The sequence below is a fragment of the Nonomuraea sp. B12E4 genome (assembly GCF_039871825.1).
In the GTDB taxonomy this organism is placed as follows: Bacteria; Actinomycetota; Actinomycetes; order Streptosporangiales; family Streptosporangiaceae; genus Nonomuraea.
On sequence record NZ_JBDPME010000011.1, the window covers coordinates 177297 to 191169 of the forward strand.

Here is a 13873-nt window from a genome sequence, read left to right on the forward strand (position 1 = left end):
TGATCTTACGACAGCGGGCGCGGCCCGTCCGCCGCCGGCCTCAGTTGAGCACGATCCCCGGCAGCACCGGCAGGCTCATCGGGTCGGGGTATTCGGCCAGCGGGCGGGCCTGGCCGGTGTTGACGTCGATGCCGTACAGGCCGGTGGCGCCGTCGTGCGTGTAGATGATCGTGACCTCCGACGTGCCCCGCCACAGCCCGGTGCCGTAAATGCCGCTGCCCCTGGTGCTCGGCAGGCCGCGGATGGGCACCTTCCGCAGCGTGCGCCTGGTCTTGGTGTTCGAGCTGGGTGAGCGTGCGCTTCATGTGCTCGGGGAACTCGAACGCGGCCACCGGACGAAAGGTTGCAACGGTTCCCGGGACGACCTCCGGAGTACGGGGCGGACGGAACCCTGAACGCCCGCCCCGGTCACGGCTCAGGGCATCGGGTGTTCCGTGGCGCCGCCGCAGTAGCTGATCCCGATCGGTGCGTCGCTGAACCGGCACACCTGCACGACCACCCGGTCGATGGCGGTGACCCCGGTCGGATCGGCCAGTTCGAGCGACAGCGTGACCGTGGCGTTGTCCGCCCTGACGGTCTCGGCGTCGACGAGGGTCTTGCCGCCAGCCCGGTCTGCATCGTGTTCCAGCCGCGCAACTCCTGGAAGTACAGGGTGGCCAGGAACTGGAAGCCCGCGAACGCGAACAGGAACAGCAGCGCGGCCACGTTCACCCGCACCAGCGGCGCCGTGCGCAGGATGCCCAGCCGCACCAGGGGCGAGGACGACCGCCGTTCGATCGCGATGAACAACCCCAGCAGCGCCAGCCCCGCGGCGAACGTGGCGACGGTCAGGCCGGGGCCGTCGCCAGGGCGCTCCAACCGGACCACCCCGTACGCCAGCAGCAACATGGTCCCCGTGATGGCGAACGCCCCCGCCACGTCGAAGCCGCCCGTGGGCCGCTCGCCACCCGCTTCGCGAAGGAGCACCAGCGCCGCCGCCAGGATCAGCACGGACAGGATGACCGGCGCGAAGAACACCCACCGCCAGCCGAACGAGGTGAGCACGCCGCCCGCGACCAGGCCGAGCGAGAATCCGCCCGCCGCCGTCCCCGCGTACACGCCGAGTGCCTTGGTGCGCATCGGCCCCTGGGGGAAGTTGGATGTGATCAGCGCCAGCCCGGCGGGGGCCATGAACGCGGCCGCGACCCCGGTGGCGAACCGCGCGGCCAGCAGCATCCAGCCTTCGGTGGCGAGCCCGCCGAGCCCGGAGAAGACCAGGAAGACGGTCAGCCACAGCACGAACATCCGCCGGTATCCCAGCAGGTCGGCGGCGCGCCCGCCCAGCAGCATGAACCCGCCGTAGCCGAGCACGTACGCGCTGACCACGCCGCTGAGCGTGCCGGTGGACAGCCCCAGGTCGGCGCGGATCGACGGCAGCGCCACATTCAGCATCGCCACGTCGATCCCCTCCAGGAAGATCGCGCCGCAGAGCACCAGCAACACTCCCCACGCCCGCCCTGTCATGCGGGCGGGACGGCTGGATCCGCTGACGGAATTGGACATCAGAGCCTGACCCCATCTCTTCCGGGAACCGGTCCCGGGGCGATTTCCCGAGTGCCTGCCAGTTCCCTCTTGTAACCGACAGCATCGTCAGGCACTACCGGTGAGCATGGAAGACGGCACTTCCGAGTTCCTCGGTTACTGCGCGGAAACCAGCTTCGACGAGGACGTTCTCCAGTGGGATCAGCGCGCGGACTGCGAGGTGCGGCAGATCCTCGATCGCATCGCCGACAAGTGGTCACTCCTGGTGATCGCGCTGCTCGACAGGCAGAGCCTGCGCTTCACCGAGCTGCGCCGTGCCATCGACGGGGTCAGCCAGCGGATGCTGACCCGTACACTGCGGCATCTGGAACGCGACGGCCTGGTGAGCCGGACGGTGCATCCGACCGTCCCGCCGCGCGTGGACTACGAGCTGACGCCGATGGGCCAGACGCTGCACAGCACCATCCGCGCCCTCGTCGTCTGGACCGAGGAGCATCAGAGCGCCATCGCCACGGCCCGCGCCGCCTACGACAGGCGCGCGGCAGCCGAGCAGGAGGCCGCCGAACGCGAGGCGACCGAACGCCGGGCAGTCGCCCGCGCGGCCCTGCCGACCAGGGACTGACCACCGGCCACCCGGTCACTGCCCCCAGGGCCGGGGCGCCGTCGGCGCGACCGCACACGCGGCGGTCAGGCCCTTATCCTGCGCCGCAGCGCGGACGAGCGGAACGCCTTCGCCGACAGCGCAAACGGCGGTTCCCAAGCCCCATCGCCGCGCCCTCGACGGTGGCCGGGCTGATCCTCACGGACGGGATCAGGCTCGGCGTGCGGCTGCCCGTCAACACGCACGGCGGCCTGCTGAACAGCGCGATCGCGAGCATCGAGGAGTTGATCGGGTTCAGGACCGAACCCAGGATCATCGGCGCGATCAGCTTGCGGTTGAACCCGCCGGTGCCCGTCGTGCGCGACCCGCGCAGCCGCTCCGCGACCCGCATCATGAATGCGCCACCTCGTCGAGCAGCTCCATCGCCGTGATGACGGCGCGCAACCGCTCCTCCGAGCCCCGCTCCTGCATCGCCCGCGCCAGCCACGCCTGGCGCGCCCGCAGGTCGCCCAGGCGCCGCTCGCGTCCCAGCTCGGTCAGGGTGACCACCTGGCGGCGGCCGTCCAGGGGGTCGGGATGCCGGACCACCAGGCCGGCCTCCTCCAGCGCGATGACGATCTTGGCCATCGACTGCGGGCGGACCTGCTCGGCCACCGCCAGCTCGCTGGCCGAGGCCGGGCCGTTCCTGTCCAGCCGGACCAGTACCGAGGACTGGGCGGGGGAAAGGTCACCCGCTCCGTCCAGCGCCGCGAGCCGGCGGCGCAGGCGGCTGAGCACCACCCATACGTCCTGCGCGGCCTGAGCGGCGATTTCGGAGACGGTATCGTCCCTTATATCCATATTTTTACCCTAGGTCGACAGCCTGGACTGTGCAACTTGGGGTGTGCAGTCTCGGCTGCCGATCCTCCGGCGGCCTCAGGGGCTCAGAAAGGGCTACGTTGCCGCTGACGTGCGGATTCAAACCCGGGCTGCCTGGGTGCCGCACGGTCACCCTGGACTTTAGAATCCGACGTACGGTGACAAAATGCACAAAAGCCAGCTTCTTGGTGAATTCCTCCGCACCCGTCGTGAGGCCCTGGCGTCCGTGTGCTCCATTGGTGGACCGGGAAGGGCCGAGGTGGCCATGCTGGCCGGGATCAGCGCCGCCGCCTACACCCGCCTGGAGGACGGGACGGAGCGCCGCCCGTCCGAACGGACCCTCGACGCCCTGTCCCGGGTGCTGCAGCTCAACCCCGCCGCCACGCAACGGATGTGGGAACTGGCCCGTCCGCTGCTGTGCCCGCGACCGGAGACGAGCGCGGTCAAGCCGGTCAGCCCCCACCTGCGGCGCCTGATCGACGGCTGGGTGGACACGCCGGCCCTGCTCTGCGACCGCCTCATGAACGTGGAGGCCACCAACTGCCTGGGTGCCGCCCTGCTCGACGGGCTGGAGCACGCCGACAACCTCTTCAGGCTGGTGTTCCTGGATCCGGCCGCGCCGGACTTCTTCCAGGAGTGGCATCACATCGCCGGTGCCGCGACGGACTCCCTGCGCGCGGTGCCGGGCGGCGCCGACGATCCCGAGCTGGCCGCGCTGATCGGCGAGCTGTCCGGGGAGAGCCGTGACTTCCGCCGGTTGTGGGCCGGGCACGACCTCGTCACCGACGCGCACAGGTTCAAGCGCATGCGCCACCGCGAGATCGGCGACGTCACCCTGATCTGTGACGTGTTCGACGTGCACCGCCTGCCCGGCCATCAGCTCATCGTCTTCCAGGCCGAACCCGACAGCCCCTCCGAGCACGCGCTCGCGCTCCTGGGCAGCCTCGCCGTCACCACCACGATCTGAGCCGGCCGTCACCGCCGGGTGTGCGTCCCTGAAAGGAGAACCGTGACCGTGATCCACCGCCCCCGATCCATCCGCGGGCGTTGCGCGGTGACCGTGTCACTGCTGGCGCTGGTCGTCCTGGCCGCGCTCGGCGCCACCACCGGCCTGGCCATCCGCACCATCGCGTCGGAACGGCTCTACGACCAGGCCGAGGACGTGGCCAGCCAGTGGATCGCCGCCGCGCGTACCACCCCGCCGGCCGGCCTGCCCGACCCGCTGCCCGTCTCCGGCGACGTGGATCTGGTCCAGATCATCGACGACCAGGGCACGGTGCTGGCCGCCAGCGCCACCGCCCGCGGCAGGGCCCCGCTCACCAGCCTCCACCCGACTCCCGACGACCCGGTGAGACACCTGTCCGACGGCCAGAACCTGCTGGTCGCCATCCGGTCGGGCACCACCCCGGAGGTGCTGGTCGTTCGCCCGATTCCCGCTGTGCTCCGCGGGCACCACCTCGAAGACCTGCTGGCGGGCCTGGTGTTGGCGCTGGCCGCCGGTGCCGGTGCCGTCACCTGGGCCGCCGTCGGCCGGGTGCTGCGCCCCGTCGCGGCCCTGCGTGACCAACTGGCGCGGATCACCCTGAACGACCTGGGCCGCGGCCTCCCCGTCCCGTCCGGGGACGGCGAGATCGCGGAGCTGGCCCGAACCGCCAGCGGTGCCCTCGCCCGCCTCGGCGAGGACATCTCCCGGCAGCGGCGCCCCGCGACCGCGACCGGCGCCGCGGAGCCGCGCAGCCCGCAGGCCGACCCCGCCTCGGCCGTGGAGCCGCGCTCCCCGCGGCGCGACCCCGGCCCGCGGCATGAGGCCGCACGACCCGCCGGCGAAGCCGCTGGGCCGGTGCGGAACAGCAAGCACAAAGCCTCGAGGGGGCGCACGGCCACCGCTGCCGTGCCATAAGGACTGGACCGTCCGTTCCCGGGGGAAACGGATATTTACCTATAAATGGAGTCGAAATGGACAGCAGCAAGCTGCTCGGCGAGTTCCTACGCGCTCGCCGCGAGGTCACCTCTCCGGCGCAGGCGGGATTCCTGCACGCCGGCTCGCGCCGCACACCGGGGCTGCGGCGGGAGGAGGTCGCCCTGCTCGCCGGAGTCAGCACCTCCTACTACATCCGGCTGGAACAGGGGCGCGAACGCCACCCCTCCACCCAGGTCCTGGCGGCCCTCGCCCGGGTGCTCCGCCTGGATGCCGACGCCACCGAGTACCTCTACACGCTCGCCCATCCCTGGGTTCGGCCCCAGGTGCCGGCCGCGGCCCTGGAGAAGGTCAGCCCGAGCCTGTTCCAGCTCGTCAACCGCTGGCACCACATCCCGGCCCTGGTGATCGGCCGCCGGCTCGACATACTGGCCACCAACCCGCTGGCCGAGGCCGTGTACGAGGGCATGACCCACGTGGACAACTGCCTGCGCATGATCTACCTCAGCCCGGGGGCGGACGAGCTCTACCCCGACTGGGAGAAGGCCGCCCGCGCCAAGACGGCGCAGCTCCGCGCCGCGCTGGCGACCGATCCGGAGGATCGGTACCTGCACGGGCTGGTGGAGGAGCTGTCCCTGCACAGTGAGGAGTTCCGCCGCCACTGGGCCAGGCACGAGGTGCGGATGCGGGCCAACGAGGTCAAGGACTTCCGCCACCCGAAGCTCGGCGAGCTCACCTTCACCTGGGAGGTGCTGACCGTCAGCGGCACCTCGCAACAGCTCGTCGTGCTGGCCTCCGAGCCGGACAGCCCCACCGAGCGGGCCGTCAAGCAACTGGCCGACTCCATCGCCGCACGCAACCCGGTGCCCGTCCTGTAGCCGTCTCCGGCACCGGCCGTCTCGCGGCTAGGGCGAGCCGGCGTGCTCCATGCAGCACCGGACGAAGTCGCGGACGGCCGGGTTGGTGTCGTCGGCGGGTGTCCAGGCCACCGCGACCCGGGTCTCGCTGACCCCGCTGACCGGCCGGTACACGACCCCGGGACGGGCGTAGAAGCGGGCCGCGGAGGCCGGGGCCAGGGCGACGCCGTACCCGTTGGCGATCGCGCTGAGCCAGTCGTCGGGCTGGTCCGTGACCGCGCCCACGCTGACCGGGCGCCCGTCGCGCTCGTCGGTGGCGAGCCACCACTCCCGCCACCGCCCCGTCTCGGCCGGGGCCGCCACGAACGGCTCGTCCCACAGCTCCCGGAAGGGGATCAGATCCCGGCCGGCGAGCCGGTGCGACGCGGGCAGCGCCACCCAGCGATCCTCGGCGAACAGCACCTTCACCCGCAACGAGTCCTGCCCCGGGAAGGGCAGCCGCAGCAGGGCGACATCGACGCTCCCGTCCGCGAGCCCGGCGGTCGGGTTCCCCCACGAGGCCTGCCGCATCTCGGCCCGCCAGCCCGGCCGGTGGTGGGCGAACGCCGCGACGATGTCCTGGGTGGCCTCATTCGCGGCGCTGGCCAGGAATCCGACACGCAGCACCCGGGCCTCCCGGCCGGCCGCGCGCCTGGCCTCCCGCGACATCCCGTCCCAGTCGGCCAGCAGCGCCGGCACCCGCTCCGCCAGCGCCCGGCCCGGCTCGGTCAGCGCCATGCCGGCCCGGGAGCGCGTGAACAACCGCACGCCGAGCAGGGCCTCCAGCTGCTTGATCTGCTTGGTCAGCGCCGGCTGTGACACGAACAGCCGCTCCGCGGCCCGGGTGAGGGTCCCCTCCTCCGCCACAGCGGCGAAGTAGCGCAGCAGCCGCGTGTCGACATCCATGCCAAGAGGTTATAGATCCAAGTATTGGACGCCAACGGGTGAATGCGGAGAGGTTAGACGAGGACAGGTAAGCCCCCGAACGGAGACCGAGCCCTTGAGCACCGCCTATCTCGTCGTCACCCTTGCCACGGTCGTCGTCAACGCGGGAGCGGCCGTCGCCGACTTCGCGCGGGCGAAGTTCGTCCTGGCCAACTGTGACCAGCTCGGGCTGTCACGATCATGGCTTCCGCTGCTCGGCGGGCTGAAGGCCGCCGGAGCCGCGGGGCTCCTGCTCGGGCTCGCGGGCGTCCCGTACGTCGGCGTCGCCGCCGCGGCCGGGCTCGTCCTGTTCTTCGCCGGCGCGATCATCGTGCACATCCGCGCCCGCGTACTCGCCAAGATCCCCTTCCCCGGCGGCTTCCTGGCGCTGGCCGCGGCCTCACTCGCCTTCGCCGCGACCACGCCCTGACCGTCAGGCCAGGAAACTCTCCGGCGGCGCCGGACCCCAGCGGTTGACCGTGTTGCCCCGGTCGCTCATCTCCCAGCGCGGCGGTGTGTAGGACGCCTCGTCATGGAGGTGCGCCATGTCGCTGTAGAGCTCCAGGCGCGGCCCGGACGACGGGTCGCGGACGTACACGAAGAAGTTGTGGCCGGGGCGGTGCCGCCCGGGGCCGTACTCCACCTTGTGGCCCAGGTCGGTGAGATGGTCGCAGATCATCCGGTAGCTGTCCCAGCCGGTCACCTCGAACGCCAGGTGGTGCGCGTCGGGACGCTCGGACCCGCCGCGCACGCCCACGTTGTGGTGCTCCGAGCCGACCCGGAAGAAGAACAGCCCTTCCCCGATCTGCTCCGACAGCAGCCGGGCCGGCACGCCGGCCAGCGCTTTCTCCTTCATGACGGGATCCCTTCCAAGGAGTGGCCGGCCCAGTTCACCGACGACACCGAATACCGCGTCCCGGTACGGATCACCCGGCGGATCGGCCACCCGGACGTGGTGGACGACATCTTCCGCTTCGACGAGAACAAGCTCAGCCTGGGCCTGCGGGTACGCCGGCTGGGCACCAACGTGGCCTGGGCGGAGGACCCGCCGTCGTTCACCCGCCGGTTCGTCACCAACGTGAAGGTCGCCTGGGGCGAGTGTGAGAACGAGTTCGCGGTACGCAGCTACCTGCCGCTCCACCGCAGCCGCGGCGATCGCGGCCGGAACCGCCAGGCGTACGGCAACTGCATGCTGACCGCCCCCGACGTCTTCGACCTCGACGACGAGGCCGGAGTCGCGATCATCCCGCAGGAGCGCCCGCCGTTGCCCGCTGGGCGCGGGCATCGAGATCCGCCCCGTCTGGGAGGCATCACCCTGACCGCCCGCGCTCGGGGGCGTACGGCACGCAGAGCCGGAGGGCGCGGCGGGCCACGGCCACGGCCTCGCCGGGGAAGCTCACCACGAGGGACGGGCGCAGGGGCGGGCTTCCTCGTGCGTCCCCGGCCGCGTGGCGAGGGAGGCCGAAGGCGGCCGTGAGCACGAGCGCGCCGACCACGTACAGGAAGGTCCTGGTCGTGTGGCGCTCGATCCTGCGGCGGCGCGCCGTCGCAGAGGCGCCCGCCGGGCCGTGACGCCGGGGTCCACGTCAGCGGAGCACCACGTCGAAGGCCAACTGGAAGAACGTGTCGAAGGACGCGGTGGACTTGGTGGCGCGGGCCTCGATCAGGGTGCCCTCCCACGCGTTCACCAGGAAGTGCGCCGTGGCCTGCGGGTCGAGGCCGGCCCGCACGGCGCCGTCGCCGCGCGCCTCGGTCAGGTTGTCGGCGATCACGTCATACCACGCTCGCAGGCCGCCGGCGACGGCGGACCTGATCGGCTCGCTGTGGTCCACCACGTCGGTGGCGAAGTTGCCGACCAGGCAGCCGCGGGTGAGGTCGCGCCGGATGTTCTCGTCCCGCAGGTACTCGAAGTGGCGGCGGATCCGCTCCAGCGGCGGCAGCGCGGTGTCGGTGAGGATGTCGAAGCGACGCTCGGCGCCGTAACGGCGCAGCGCGGCCACGGCGCACTCCTCCTTGCTGGCGAAGTGGTTGTAGAACGACCCCTTCGGCGCCCCGGCCGCGTCGGCGATCTCCTTGATGCCGGTCCCGTGGAAACCGCGGGTGTGGAACACCTCAAGGGCCGACGCCAGCAGGTCCTCTCGCTTGGACGGCTTGGGCACGCTACCTCCCGCAATATGACCGGACGTCTTGATCGAGACTACCTCACCGGGCGCGGCCCACGACGGCGGGTCGATCTCGAGGGCCATCGGCGTGTCGTTACCGGGTTGAGGTGATTTAGACCCAAAAGCTGTCCTTTCGTGAAAACACGTCAGCAGTCCCTTGTTTCGCTGAGCGTCGCCCTTCGGCACCGTCGAGGAGGGCAAGGTCGCCGACCTCGTCGTCCTCGGCGGCGACCCGCTGGAGGATATCGCCCACTCACGCGAGATCCGGGCACTCGTCCTCGGGGCCGGTTCCTCGACCGCCCTGACCTGGACGCCTTGCCGGCCTGACCTCGTCCATCACCCGGCCGGGTCCCTGCCGCAGGGGCCCCGGCCGGGTGCGCCCGGCGCCGGGCCGGAGGGGTTCAGGCCCAGGTCGCGCCGGCCGGTTGCCTGGTGACGGCGTTGAGGCGGTTGAAGAGATTGGTCGTGGCGATCATGAGGATGATGGCGGACAGCTGGCTTTCGTCGAAGTGGTCGGCGGCCTCGTCCCAGACTTCCTGCGGCACCGCGTCCCCGGACCTGTCGGCGATCCGGGTGGCCGCCTCGGACAGCGCCAGCGCGGCCCGCTCGGCCTCGCTGAACAGGGGCGACTCGCGCCAGACCGCCACCGCGTGCAACCGCTCATCGGTCTCGCCGGCCTTCTTGGCGCTGTCCACGCCGCCGTACGCGCAGGCACTGCAACCGTTGATCTGGCTCACCCGCAGGTGGACCAGCTCAAGTGTCCTCTGCGGGGCGCCGCCCTGGTAGACCGCCTTGAGGATGGACTGGATCCCCTTCGTCGCCTCGGGCAGGATCGCCGTGGGGGCCTTCATCCGAGCTTCCATGATGTTCTCCTCCTGGAGCCGTCATCGTGCTTTCCCCTCGATGACGGATGGAAGCGCGAGAAGGTGACCGGGTCAGTCCTCGACGGTGAGCGCCTGCACGGGGCAGCTACCGCCCCGAAGACGTCGCCGGCCGGCCTCGGTCACCTCACTGACGTCCACGATCAACGCGGGCGGCACCCGCCTCGTGATCGGGTACATCTGCAGGCTGTGCCTCGTCGCCTCCGTGAGCGGGCCCTCAAGCTGGATGATCAGGACGTGTGAAGCGCGGGGCGGCGCTCAGGAGCGCAGGGCGGCGGCGAGGCCGTCGAGGTGCCGGGCTACGGGGCCCACCGTGAGCACACCGCTGCCCGCCCCGGCCAGCTCCCCGGCCGCGGGCGCGAGCGCGGTCTGGGCTCGGCGCATCGTCTCCCGGTCGCCGACGCCGACGGCGGCCTGCGCGGTCAGGCACCACAGGGCCTCCAGCAGCAGGTCACGCGGCGGTTCCGGAGTCTCGGCCAGCGCCGCGGCGGCCTGCGCGGGCCGTCCTCGGTGCAACAGTGCCAGCGGGCGCACCCACGGCTCGTACGGTCCCCAGCCGCCACCCTCGGCGTCCTCGGGGTCCTCGGCGGGCAGGCCGCGCCGCACCCGCGCGCAGAGCAGGGCGAGCGGGAGCAGGCCGTGCTCCAGGCCGGGCATGCCGGCGCCGTGGAGCCGGTCCGCGGCCCGCCGGTAGGCGGCGGCCACCGCGCCGATCGGGGCGTCGCCGGCCGCGTCCAGGCGCAGCGCCCGGTACCACTCCGTGAACACCCCCACCAGCGGCCGCTCGTGCCGCTCCGCCAGGTCCTCGGCGGCGGCCGCGTGCCGGTCGGCGCCCGCGAAATCCGCCAGCGCGCCGCGGGCCTGCATGCGGATGAGGTGCCCGAGCACCTCGTACGACGCCAGCCCGTGCCGGGCCGACAATGCGACCAGTTCGGCGCCCACCTCGTCCCGGCGGCCGGCGAGACCGGCACGCTGGAAGCTCTGCATGAAGACCCCGTTGAGCGCGAACGCCAGCAACGCCGGATCCGCCAGCCGGCGGGCGATCTCCTCGGCCTGGGTGGCGGCCAGGGGCGCGCGGGCGGCGTGGGTGCCGCGTGACTCCAGGGCGATCGTGGCCAGCAGCCGGGCCCGGGTCGCGGCGGGCGAGCCCGGCGGCAGGGCGGCCAGGGTGTGTTCGGCCGCCGCCACGATCTCCGCCGCCTGCCGGGGGTCGTCCGAGCGCGTCCAGATCGCCGGGACGTCGTAGGCGCCGATCACGCGTGCGGTGAGCTCTGGGTCGCCCAGCTCCACCGCCGCCGCGACGGCCGCGGCACGGTGCCCGCGGGCGGCCTCCAGACCGCTGCCGCCGGTCACAGCCAGGTCGCGCAGCAGGGTGATGGTCGACTCCAGCCGCGCTCGGGAGCCCGACGGCACGCTGCGGTCGAAGGCGGCCGCCGCCCGCGCCCACACCCGCCCCGCCGCGTCGTCGGGGCCGGAGAGGTGGAGGCCGGGGGAGCCGAGGTCGGGGGAGTGGCGCAGGATGTCGGACTCCAGGCGGCGCAGGGCCGGGCCCGGGTCCAGTCCCAGGTGCTCGGCCAGCAGCGTACGTGCCCGGCGCAGCACCGCCAGGGCGTCCCCCTGACGGCCCGTGCGATAGAGCGCCAGGGCCAGCAGCCGCCAGGCGTCCTCCCGCCAGGGATGCTCGGCCACGTGCGCGTCGAGGTCCGGCACCGCCTCGCCGGCCAGCCCCAGCGCCAGCCGGGTTTCGGCCATCCGTTCCACGGCACGCAGGCGCAGCTCGGCCAGCCGCGCCCGCTCGGAGCGGGCCCAGCCCTGGCCGGCGAACTCGGCGTAGGCCGGGCCGCGCCACCAGCCCAGCGCCTGCGCCAGCCGGGGCAGCGCCCGGCCTGCCGGAAGCACTGATCGCCGCCGCTCCGGACCTGTTCTTCGGCCACTTCCTGGATCTGTGGGCGGGCGACCCGCGGGCGCTGCCCGCCGACGTACGCGCCGCCTACCTGGACGCCTGCCGCCGCGCGATCCCCTCGATCGTCGCCGACTACCGCGCCTCCGCGGGCGTGGACGCCGAGGCCGACCGGGCCGACCGGGCGGCCGGCCACCGGCTGCGGATGCCGGTCACCGTACTCCAGCAGGACTGGGGCGCGGCCCTCGGCTACGACGCGGCGGCGCTGTGGCGGGCCTGGGCGCCCGACCTGCGGCACGAGACCGTCTCGTACGGCCACTTCATGGCCGAGGAGGCGCCCGCGGAGGTCGCCCGGGCCCTGCGGGACCTGCTCACCCGTGCCCCTGCTCAGGGGCCCTCCGCCAACCACGGATAAAGTGACTAACCGTGATACACCTACTCAAATGGAACTAAACGGACATATCTTTCATGTATGGGTAACGACAGGTTGCTCGGCGAACCCCAACGGGCGCGGCGCAAGGTGACCGCCCCTGCCCGGCCCGCCGGGCATCGCAGGACGCCAGGACAGCGGCGTGAGGAGGTCGCGCCGCCGGCCCGGCCCACCCACCGGAGCGCCCCCGCCGGCCGGCAACGGGTCGCCATCCAGGCCGCCCCCGCCGGCCCCTCCGCGTGCGGGCTCGCCCCGCTCGGTCGGCAAGCCCGCGAAGACGACAACGGCCCCGGCCGCGACGAGGGCGGCACGTAGCCGGGGGCGGTGAGTCCCTGACCTCTGGGTGGTGGAATGCTGAGCTGGTATCTGCCGTCGTTCCGGGCGCGCAGGACGGTGGCGACGGGTGTCGTCACGGCTTTGGTGTGCGCTGTCGTCAGCGTGCTCTTCCTGATGTACACCGGCAACCAGGCGGCCGACGCCGCTCAGTCCCGGGTCACCGAGGCCTGGAACCGGGTCGTGCCCCTCGTCCGGCAGGGGCCGCTCCCCCCGACCCTGCGCAAGGGCAGAGTGGAGGGGATCGAGGTCGTGGACACGCGAGGCCGGGTGGTCGCGGCCACCCCGGAGCTCGCCGGCAGGCCGCCGATCGCCGACTTCCGCGCACCCCGCACGAGCGTGAGCGCCGCACGCGTGCTGTGCTCCCCACCCGGGCTGGCGGGCTGCATGACCGTCGTCTCCTACAAGATCTACCAGCCGCAGGGCGCCTGGCTGCTCTATGTGGCGGTCCCGGTGGTCCCCTGGTACGGGCAGACCACCGCGGTCCTGATCGCCCTCGGCGTGTCGTTGCTGGTGACCGCGCTGATGGCCGCGTGGGTGTTCCGCGACCTGACCAAGGCCCTGGACCCGGTGAACGCCATCAGGGCGGAGCTCGCCGAGATCACCGTCACCGACCTGGACCGGCGGGTGCCGGTCCACACCGACTACGCCGAGATCAAGGCCCTGGCGGAGACCGTCAACGACACCCTGGACCGGCTTGAGAGCGCCTACACCCGGCTACGGCGGTTCACCGCGGACGCCTCACACGACCTGCGTACCCCCATCACCGCCATGCGGACCCAGTTGGAGGAGGCGCTCCTGCACCAGTGCGACACCGACTGGCCCGAGATGACCCGGGCGGTGCTGGCCGGGGTGGACCGGCTGCAGGGCGTCGCGGCCGACCTGCTCACCCTGGCGCGGCTGGACGCGCACGCCCCGCTGCAACGCGCTCCGACCGACCTGTCCGAGCTGGTGGAGGCCGAGCTCGGCCGCCGCACGTACCAGAAGAAGATCGTCAAGGGCCTGCCGGGGCCCGTCTGCATCGACTGCGACCGGATGCGGATCACCCGCGTGCTGGTCAACCTGCTCGACAACGCCGAACGGCACGCCAACTCGCAGATCGTCGTCAGCGTCCGGGCCGAAGGCCCGACGGCGATCATGGAGGTGGCCGACGACGGCGAGGGGATCGCCGCCGAGTACCGGGAGCTGGTCTTCGACCGGTTCACCCGGCTGGACGCCGCGCGCAGCCGCGACGCGGGAGGGACCGGGCTGGGGCTGGCCATCGCCAGGGAGATCGCCGCGGCCCACGAGGGCACCCTGACCATCGAGGACAGCGAACGGGGTGCCCGGTTCGTCCTGCGCCTGCCCATCTGCGAGGCGGCCCCGCACCGTCAGCCCGATCGCACCATCGTGTAACGCCGTCCGCCACGGGCTGTTTGCCCTTGCCCGCGAAGTATGCCTACGATGCCG

18 protein-coding genes and 1 pseudogene are annotated in these 13873 nt (G+C 72.4%); 9 read left to right on the forward strand and 10 right to left on the reverse strand.

Features of this window, described 5'->3' with window-relative positions; genetic code table 11:
* Positions 1-40 precede the first annotated feature (40 nt).
* Positions 41-250 (reverse strand): hypothetical protein, encoded by a 210-nt coding sequence (locus ABGB18_RS25350; RefSeq protein ID WP_347698078.1) that lies wholly within the window; start codon positions 248-250, stop codon positions 41-43.
* Between the two features lie 158 nt (positions 251-408).
* On the reverse strand, positions 409-1542 hold the full coding sequence (locus tag ABGB18_RS25355) for an MFS transporter (RefSeq protein ID WP_347698079.1): 1134 nt from the start codon (positions 1540-1542) through the stop codon (positions 409-411).
* A 106-nt stretch (positions 1543-1648) separates the two neighbouring features.
* On the opposite strand from ABGB18_RS25355, the gene ABGB18_RS25360 reads away from it, so the two are divergent.
* Entirely contained in the window at positions 1649-2143 is a 495-nt protein-coding gene (locus ABGB18_RS25360; RefSeq protein WP_347698080.1) for a helix-turn-helix domain-containing protein, read from the forward strand.
* Between the two features lie 73 nt (positions 2144-2216).
* On the opposite strand, the gene ABGB18_RS25365 is transcribed toward ABGB18_RS25360, so the two are convergent.
* Both ABGB18_RS25365 and ABGB18_RS25370 read right to left on the reverse strand, forming a co-directional pair.
* The gene (locus ABGB18_RS25365; RefSeq protein WP_347698081.1) at positions 2217-2516 is read right to left on the reverse strand and encodes a hypothetical protein; all 300 of its coding nucleotides are present in this window, start codon (positions 2514-2516) and stop codon (positions 2217-2219) included.
* A complete protein-coding gene (locus ABGB18_RS25370) occupies positions 2513-2962 on the reverse strand; it encodes a MarR family transcriptional regulator (RefSeq protein WP_347698082.1) in 450 nt (149 codons plus the stop codon). Before ABGB18_RS25370 ends, ABGB18_RS25365 begins: the two co-directional genes overlap by 4 nt.
* A 184-nt stretch (positions 2963-3146) precedes the next feature.
* Here ABGB18_RS25370 and ABGB18_RS25375 point away from each other — a divergent pair, with 184 nt between their 5' ends.
* Genes ABGB18_RS25375 through ABGB18_RS25385 form a run of 3 tightly spaced genes read left to right on the forward strand, consistent with a single transcriptional unit; the run spans position 3147 to position 5776 of the window.
* Positions 3147-3947, forward strand: a complete 801-nt coding sequence (locus ABGB18_RS25375; protein WP_347698083.1) for a helix-turn-helix transcriptional regulator — start codon at positions 3147-3149, stop codon at positions 3945-3947.
* Positions 3948-3989: 42 nt separating this feature from the next.
* A complete protein-coding gene (locus ABGB18_RS25380) occupies positions 3990-4880 on the forward strand; it encodes a hypothetical protein (RefSeq protein ID WP_347698084.1) in 891 nt (296 codons plus the stop codon).
* Positions 4881-4936: 56 nt separating this feature from the next.
* Complete coding sequence (locus ABGB18_RS25385) at positions 4937-5776, forward strand: helix-turn-helix transcriptional regulator (protein ID WP_347698085.1); 840 nt, start codon at positions 4937-4939, stop codon at positions 5774-5776.
* A gap of 27 nt (positions 5777-5803) precedes the next feature.
* Here the strand turns inward: ABGB18_RS25385 and ABGB18_RS25390 are convergent, their stop codons facing one another.
* The gene (locus tag ABGB18_RS25390; RefSeq protein WP_347698086.1) at positions 5804-6700 is read right to left on the reverse strand and encodes a LysR family transcriptional regulator; all 897 of its coding nucleotides are present in this window, start codon (positions 6698-6700) and stop codon (positions 5804-5806) included.
* A 94-nt stretch (positions 6701-6794) separates the two neighbouring features.
* On the opposite strand from ABGB18_RS25390, the gene ABGB18_RS25395 reads away from it, so the two are divergent.
* A complete protein-coding gene (locus ABGB18_RS25395; protein ID WP_347698087.1) occupies positions 6795-7148 on the forward strand; it encodes a DoxX family protein in 354 nt (117 codons plus the stop codon).
* A 3-nt stretch (positions 7149-7151) separates the two neighbouring features.
* Here ABGB18_RS25395 and ABGB18_RS25400 read toward each other — a convergent pair whose 3' ends face one another.
* The gene (locus ABGB18_RS25400; RefSeq protein ID WP_347698088.1) at positions 7152-7574 is read right to left on the reverse strand and encodes a VOC family protein; all 423 of its coding nucleotides are present in this window, start codon (positions 7572-7574) and stop codon (positions 7152-7154) included.
* Here ABGB18_RS25400 and ABGB18_RS25405 point away from each other — a divergent pair.
* Positions 7482-8195, forward strand: coding sequence for an aromatic-ring-hydroxylating dioxygenase subunit beta (locus tag ABGB18_RS25405; RefSeq protein WP_347698089.1), 714 nt, complete (start codon positions 7482-7484; stop codon positions 8193-8195). The genes ABGB18_RS25400 and ABGB18_RS25405 overlap by 93 nt on opposite strands.
* Positions 8196-8304: 109 nt before the next feature.
* Here the strand turns inward: ABGB18_RS25405 and ABGB18_RS25410 are convergent, their stop codons facing one another.
* The 4 genes from ABGB18_RS25410 to ABGB18_RS25425 all read right to left on the reverse strand — a co-directional run bounded on the left by ABGB18_RS25410 (position 8305) and on the right by ABGB18_RS25425 (position 11660).
* Positions 8305-8877, reverse strand: coding sequence for a TetR family transcriptional regulator C-terminal domain-containing protein (locus ABGB18_RS25410; RefSeq protein WP_347698090.1), 573 nt, complete (start codon positions 8875-8877; stop codon positions 8305-8307).
* A 404-nt stretch (positions 8878-9281) separates the two neighbouring features.
* Positions 9282-9743 carry a carboxymuconolactone decarboxylase family protein gene (locus ABGB18_RS25415; protein ID WP_347698091.1) on the reverse strand — a complete coding sequence of 154 codons (462 nt, stop codon included), beginning with the start codon at positions 9741-9743 and terminating at the stop codon, positions 9282-9284.
* 72 nt (positions 9744-9815) lie between these two features.
* Positions 9816-9941 carry a hypothetical protein gene (locus tag ABGB18_RS25420; protein ID WP_347698092.1) on the reverse strand — a complete coding sequence of 42 codons (126 nt, stop codon included), beginning with the start codon at positions 9939-9941 and terminating at the stop codon, positions 9816-9818.
* Between the two features lie 78 nt (positions 9942-10019).
* Positions 10020-11660, reverse strand: a complete 1641-nt coding sequence (locus ABGB18_RS25425) for an AfsR/SARP family transcriptional regulator (RefSeq protein ID WP_347698093.1) — start codon at positions 11658-11660, stop codon at positions 10020-10022.
* Between ABGB18_RS25425 and ABGB18_RS25430 the strand changes: the two are divergent.
* From ABGB18_RS25430 to ABGB18_RS25440, 3 genes and pseudogenes are all read left to right on the forward strand, one after another.
* Positions 11642-12076, forward strand: a pseudogene (locus tag ABGB18_RS25430) (alpha/beta hydrolase); the annotation flags it as partial. The gene ABGB18_RS25425 and the pseudogene ABGB18_RS25430 overlap by 19 nt on opposite strands.
* Before the next feature lie 57 nt (positions 12077-12133).
* Positions 12134-12406 carry a hypothetical protein gene (locus tag ABGB18_RS25435; protein WP_347698094.1) on the forward strand — a complete coding sequence of 91 codons (273 nt, stop codon included), beginning with the start codon at positions 12134-12136 and terminating at the stop codon, positions 12404-12406.
* 36 nt (positions 12407-12442) lie between these two features.
* Positions 12443-13819 carry a HAMP domain-containing sensor histidine kinase gene (locus tag ABGB18_RS25440; protein ID WP_347698095.1) on the forward strand — a complete coding sequence of 459 codons (1377 nt, stop codon included), beginning with the start codon at positions 12443-12445 and terminating at the stop codon, positions 13817-13819.
* The last annotated feature ends 54 nt before the right edge of the window (positions 13820-13873 follow it).

Excerpts from the sequence above, each read along its gene's own strand:
- ABGB18_RS25355 (WP_347698079.1), bottom strand. The coding sequence starts at position 1,542 with ATGTCCAATTCCGTCAGCGGATCCAGCCGTCCCGCCCGCATGACAGGG.
- ABGB18_RS25360 (WP_347698080.1), top strand. The coding sequence starts at position 1,649 with ATGGAAGACGGCACTTCCGAGTTCCTCGGTTACTGCGCGGAAACCAGC.
- ABGB18_RS25365 (WP_347698081.1), bottom strand. The coding sequence starts at position 2,516 with ATGATGCGGGTCGCGGAGCGGCTGCGCGGGTCGCGCACGACGGGCACC.
- ABGB18_RS25370 (WP_347698082.1), bottom strand. The coding sequence starts at position 2,962 with ATGGATATAAGGGACGATACCGTCTCCGAAATCGCCGCTCAGGCCGCG.
- ABGB18_RS25375 (WP_347698083.1), top strand. The coding sequence starts at position 3,147 with ATGCACAAAAGCCAGCTTCTTGGTGAATTCCTCCGCACCCGTCGTGAG.
- ABGB18_RS25385 (WP_347698085.1), top strand. The coding sequence starts at position 4,937 with ATGGACAGCAGCAAGCTGCTCGGCGAGTTCCTACGCGCTCGCCGCGAG.
- ABGB18_RS25390 (WP_347698086.1), bottom strand. The coding sequence starts at position 6,700 with ATGGATGTCGACACGCGGCTGCTGCGCTACTTCGCCGCTGTGGCGGAG.
- ABGB18_RS25400 (WP_347698088.1), bottom strand. The coding sequence starts at position 7,574 with ATGAAGGAGAAAGCGCTGGCCGGCGTGCCGGCCCGGCTGCTGTCGGAG.
- ABGB18_RS25415 (WP_347698091.1), bottom strand. The coding sequence starts at position 9,743 with ATGGAAGCTCGGATGAAGGCCCCCACGGCGATCCTGCCCGAGGCGACG.
- ABGB18_RS25420 (WP_347698092.1), bottom strand. The coding sequence starts at position 9,941 with ATGTACCCGATCACGAGGCGGGTGCCGCCCGCGTTGATCGTGGACGTC.
- ABGB18_RS25435 (WP_347698094.1), top strand. The coding sequence starts at position 12,134 with ATGGGTAACGACAGGTTGCTCGGCGAACCCCAACGGGCGCGGCGCAAG.
- ABGB18_RS25440 (WP_347698095.1), top strand. The coding sequence starts at position 12,443 with ATGCTGAGCTGGTATCTGCCGTCGTTCCGGGCGCGCAGGACGGTGGCG.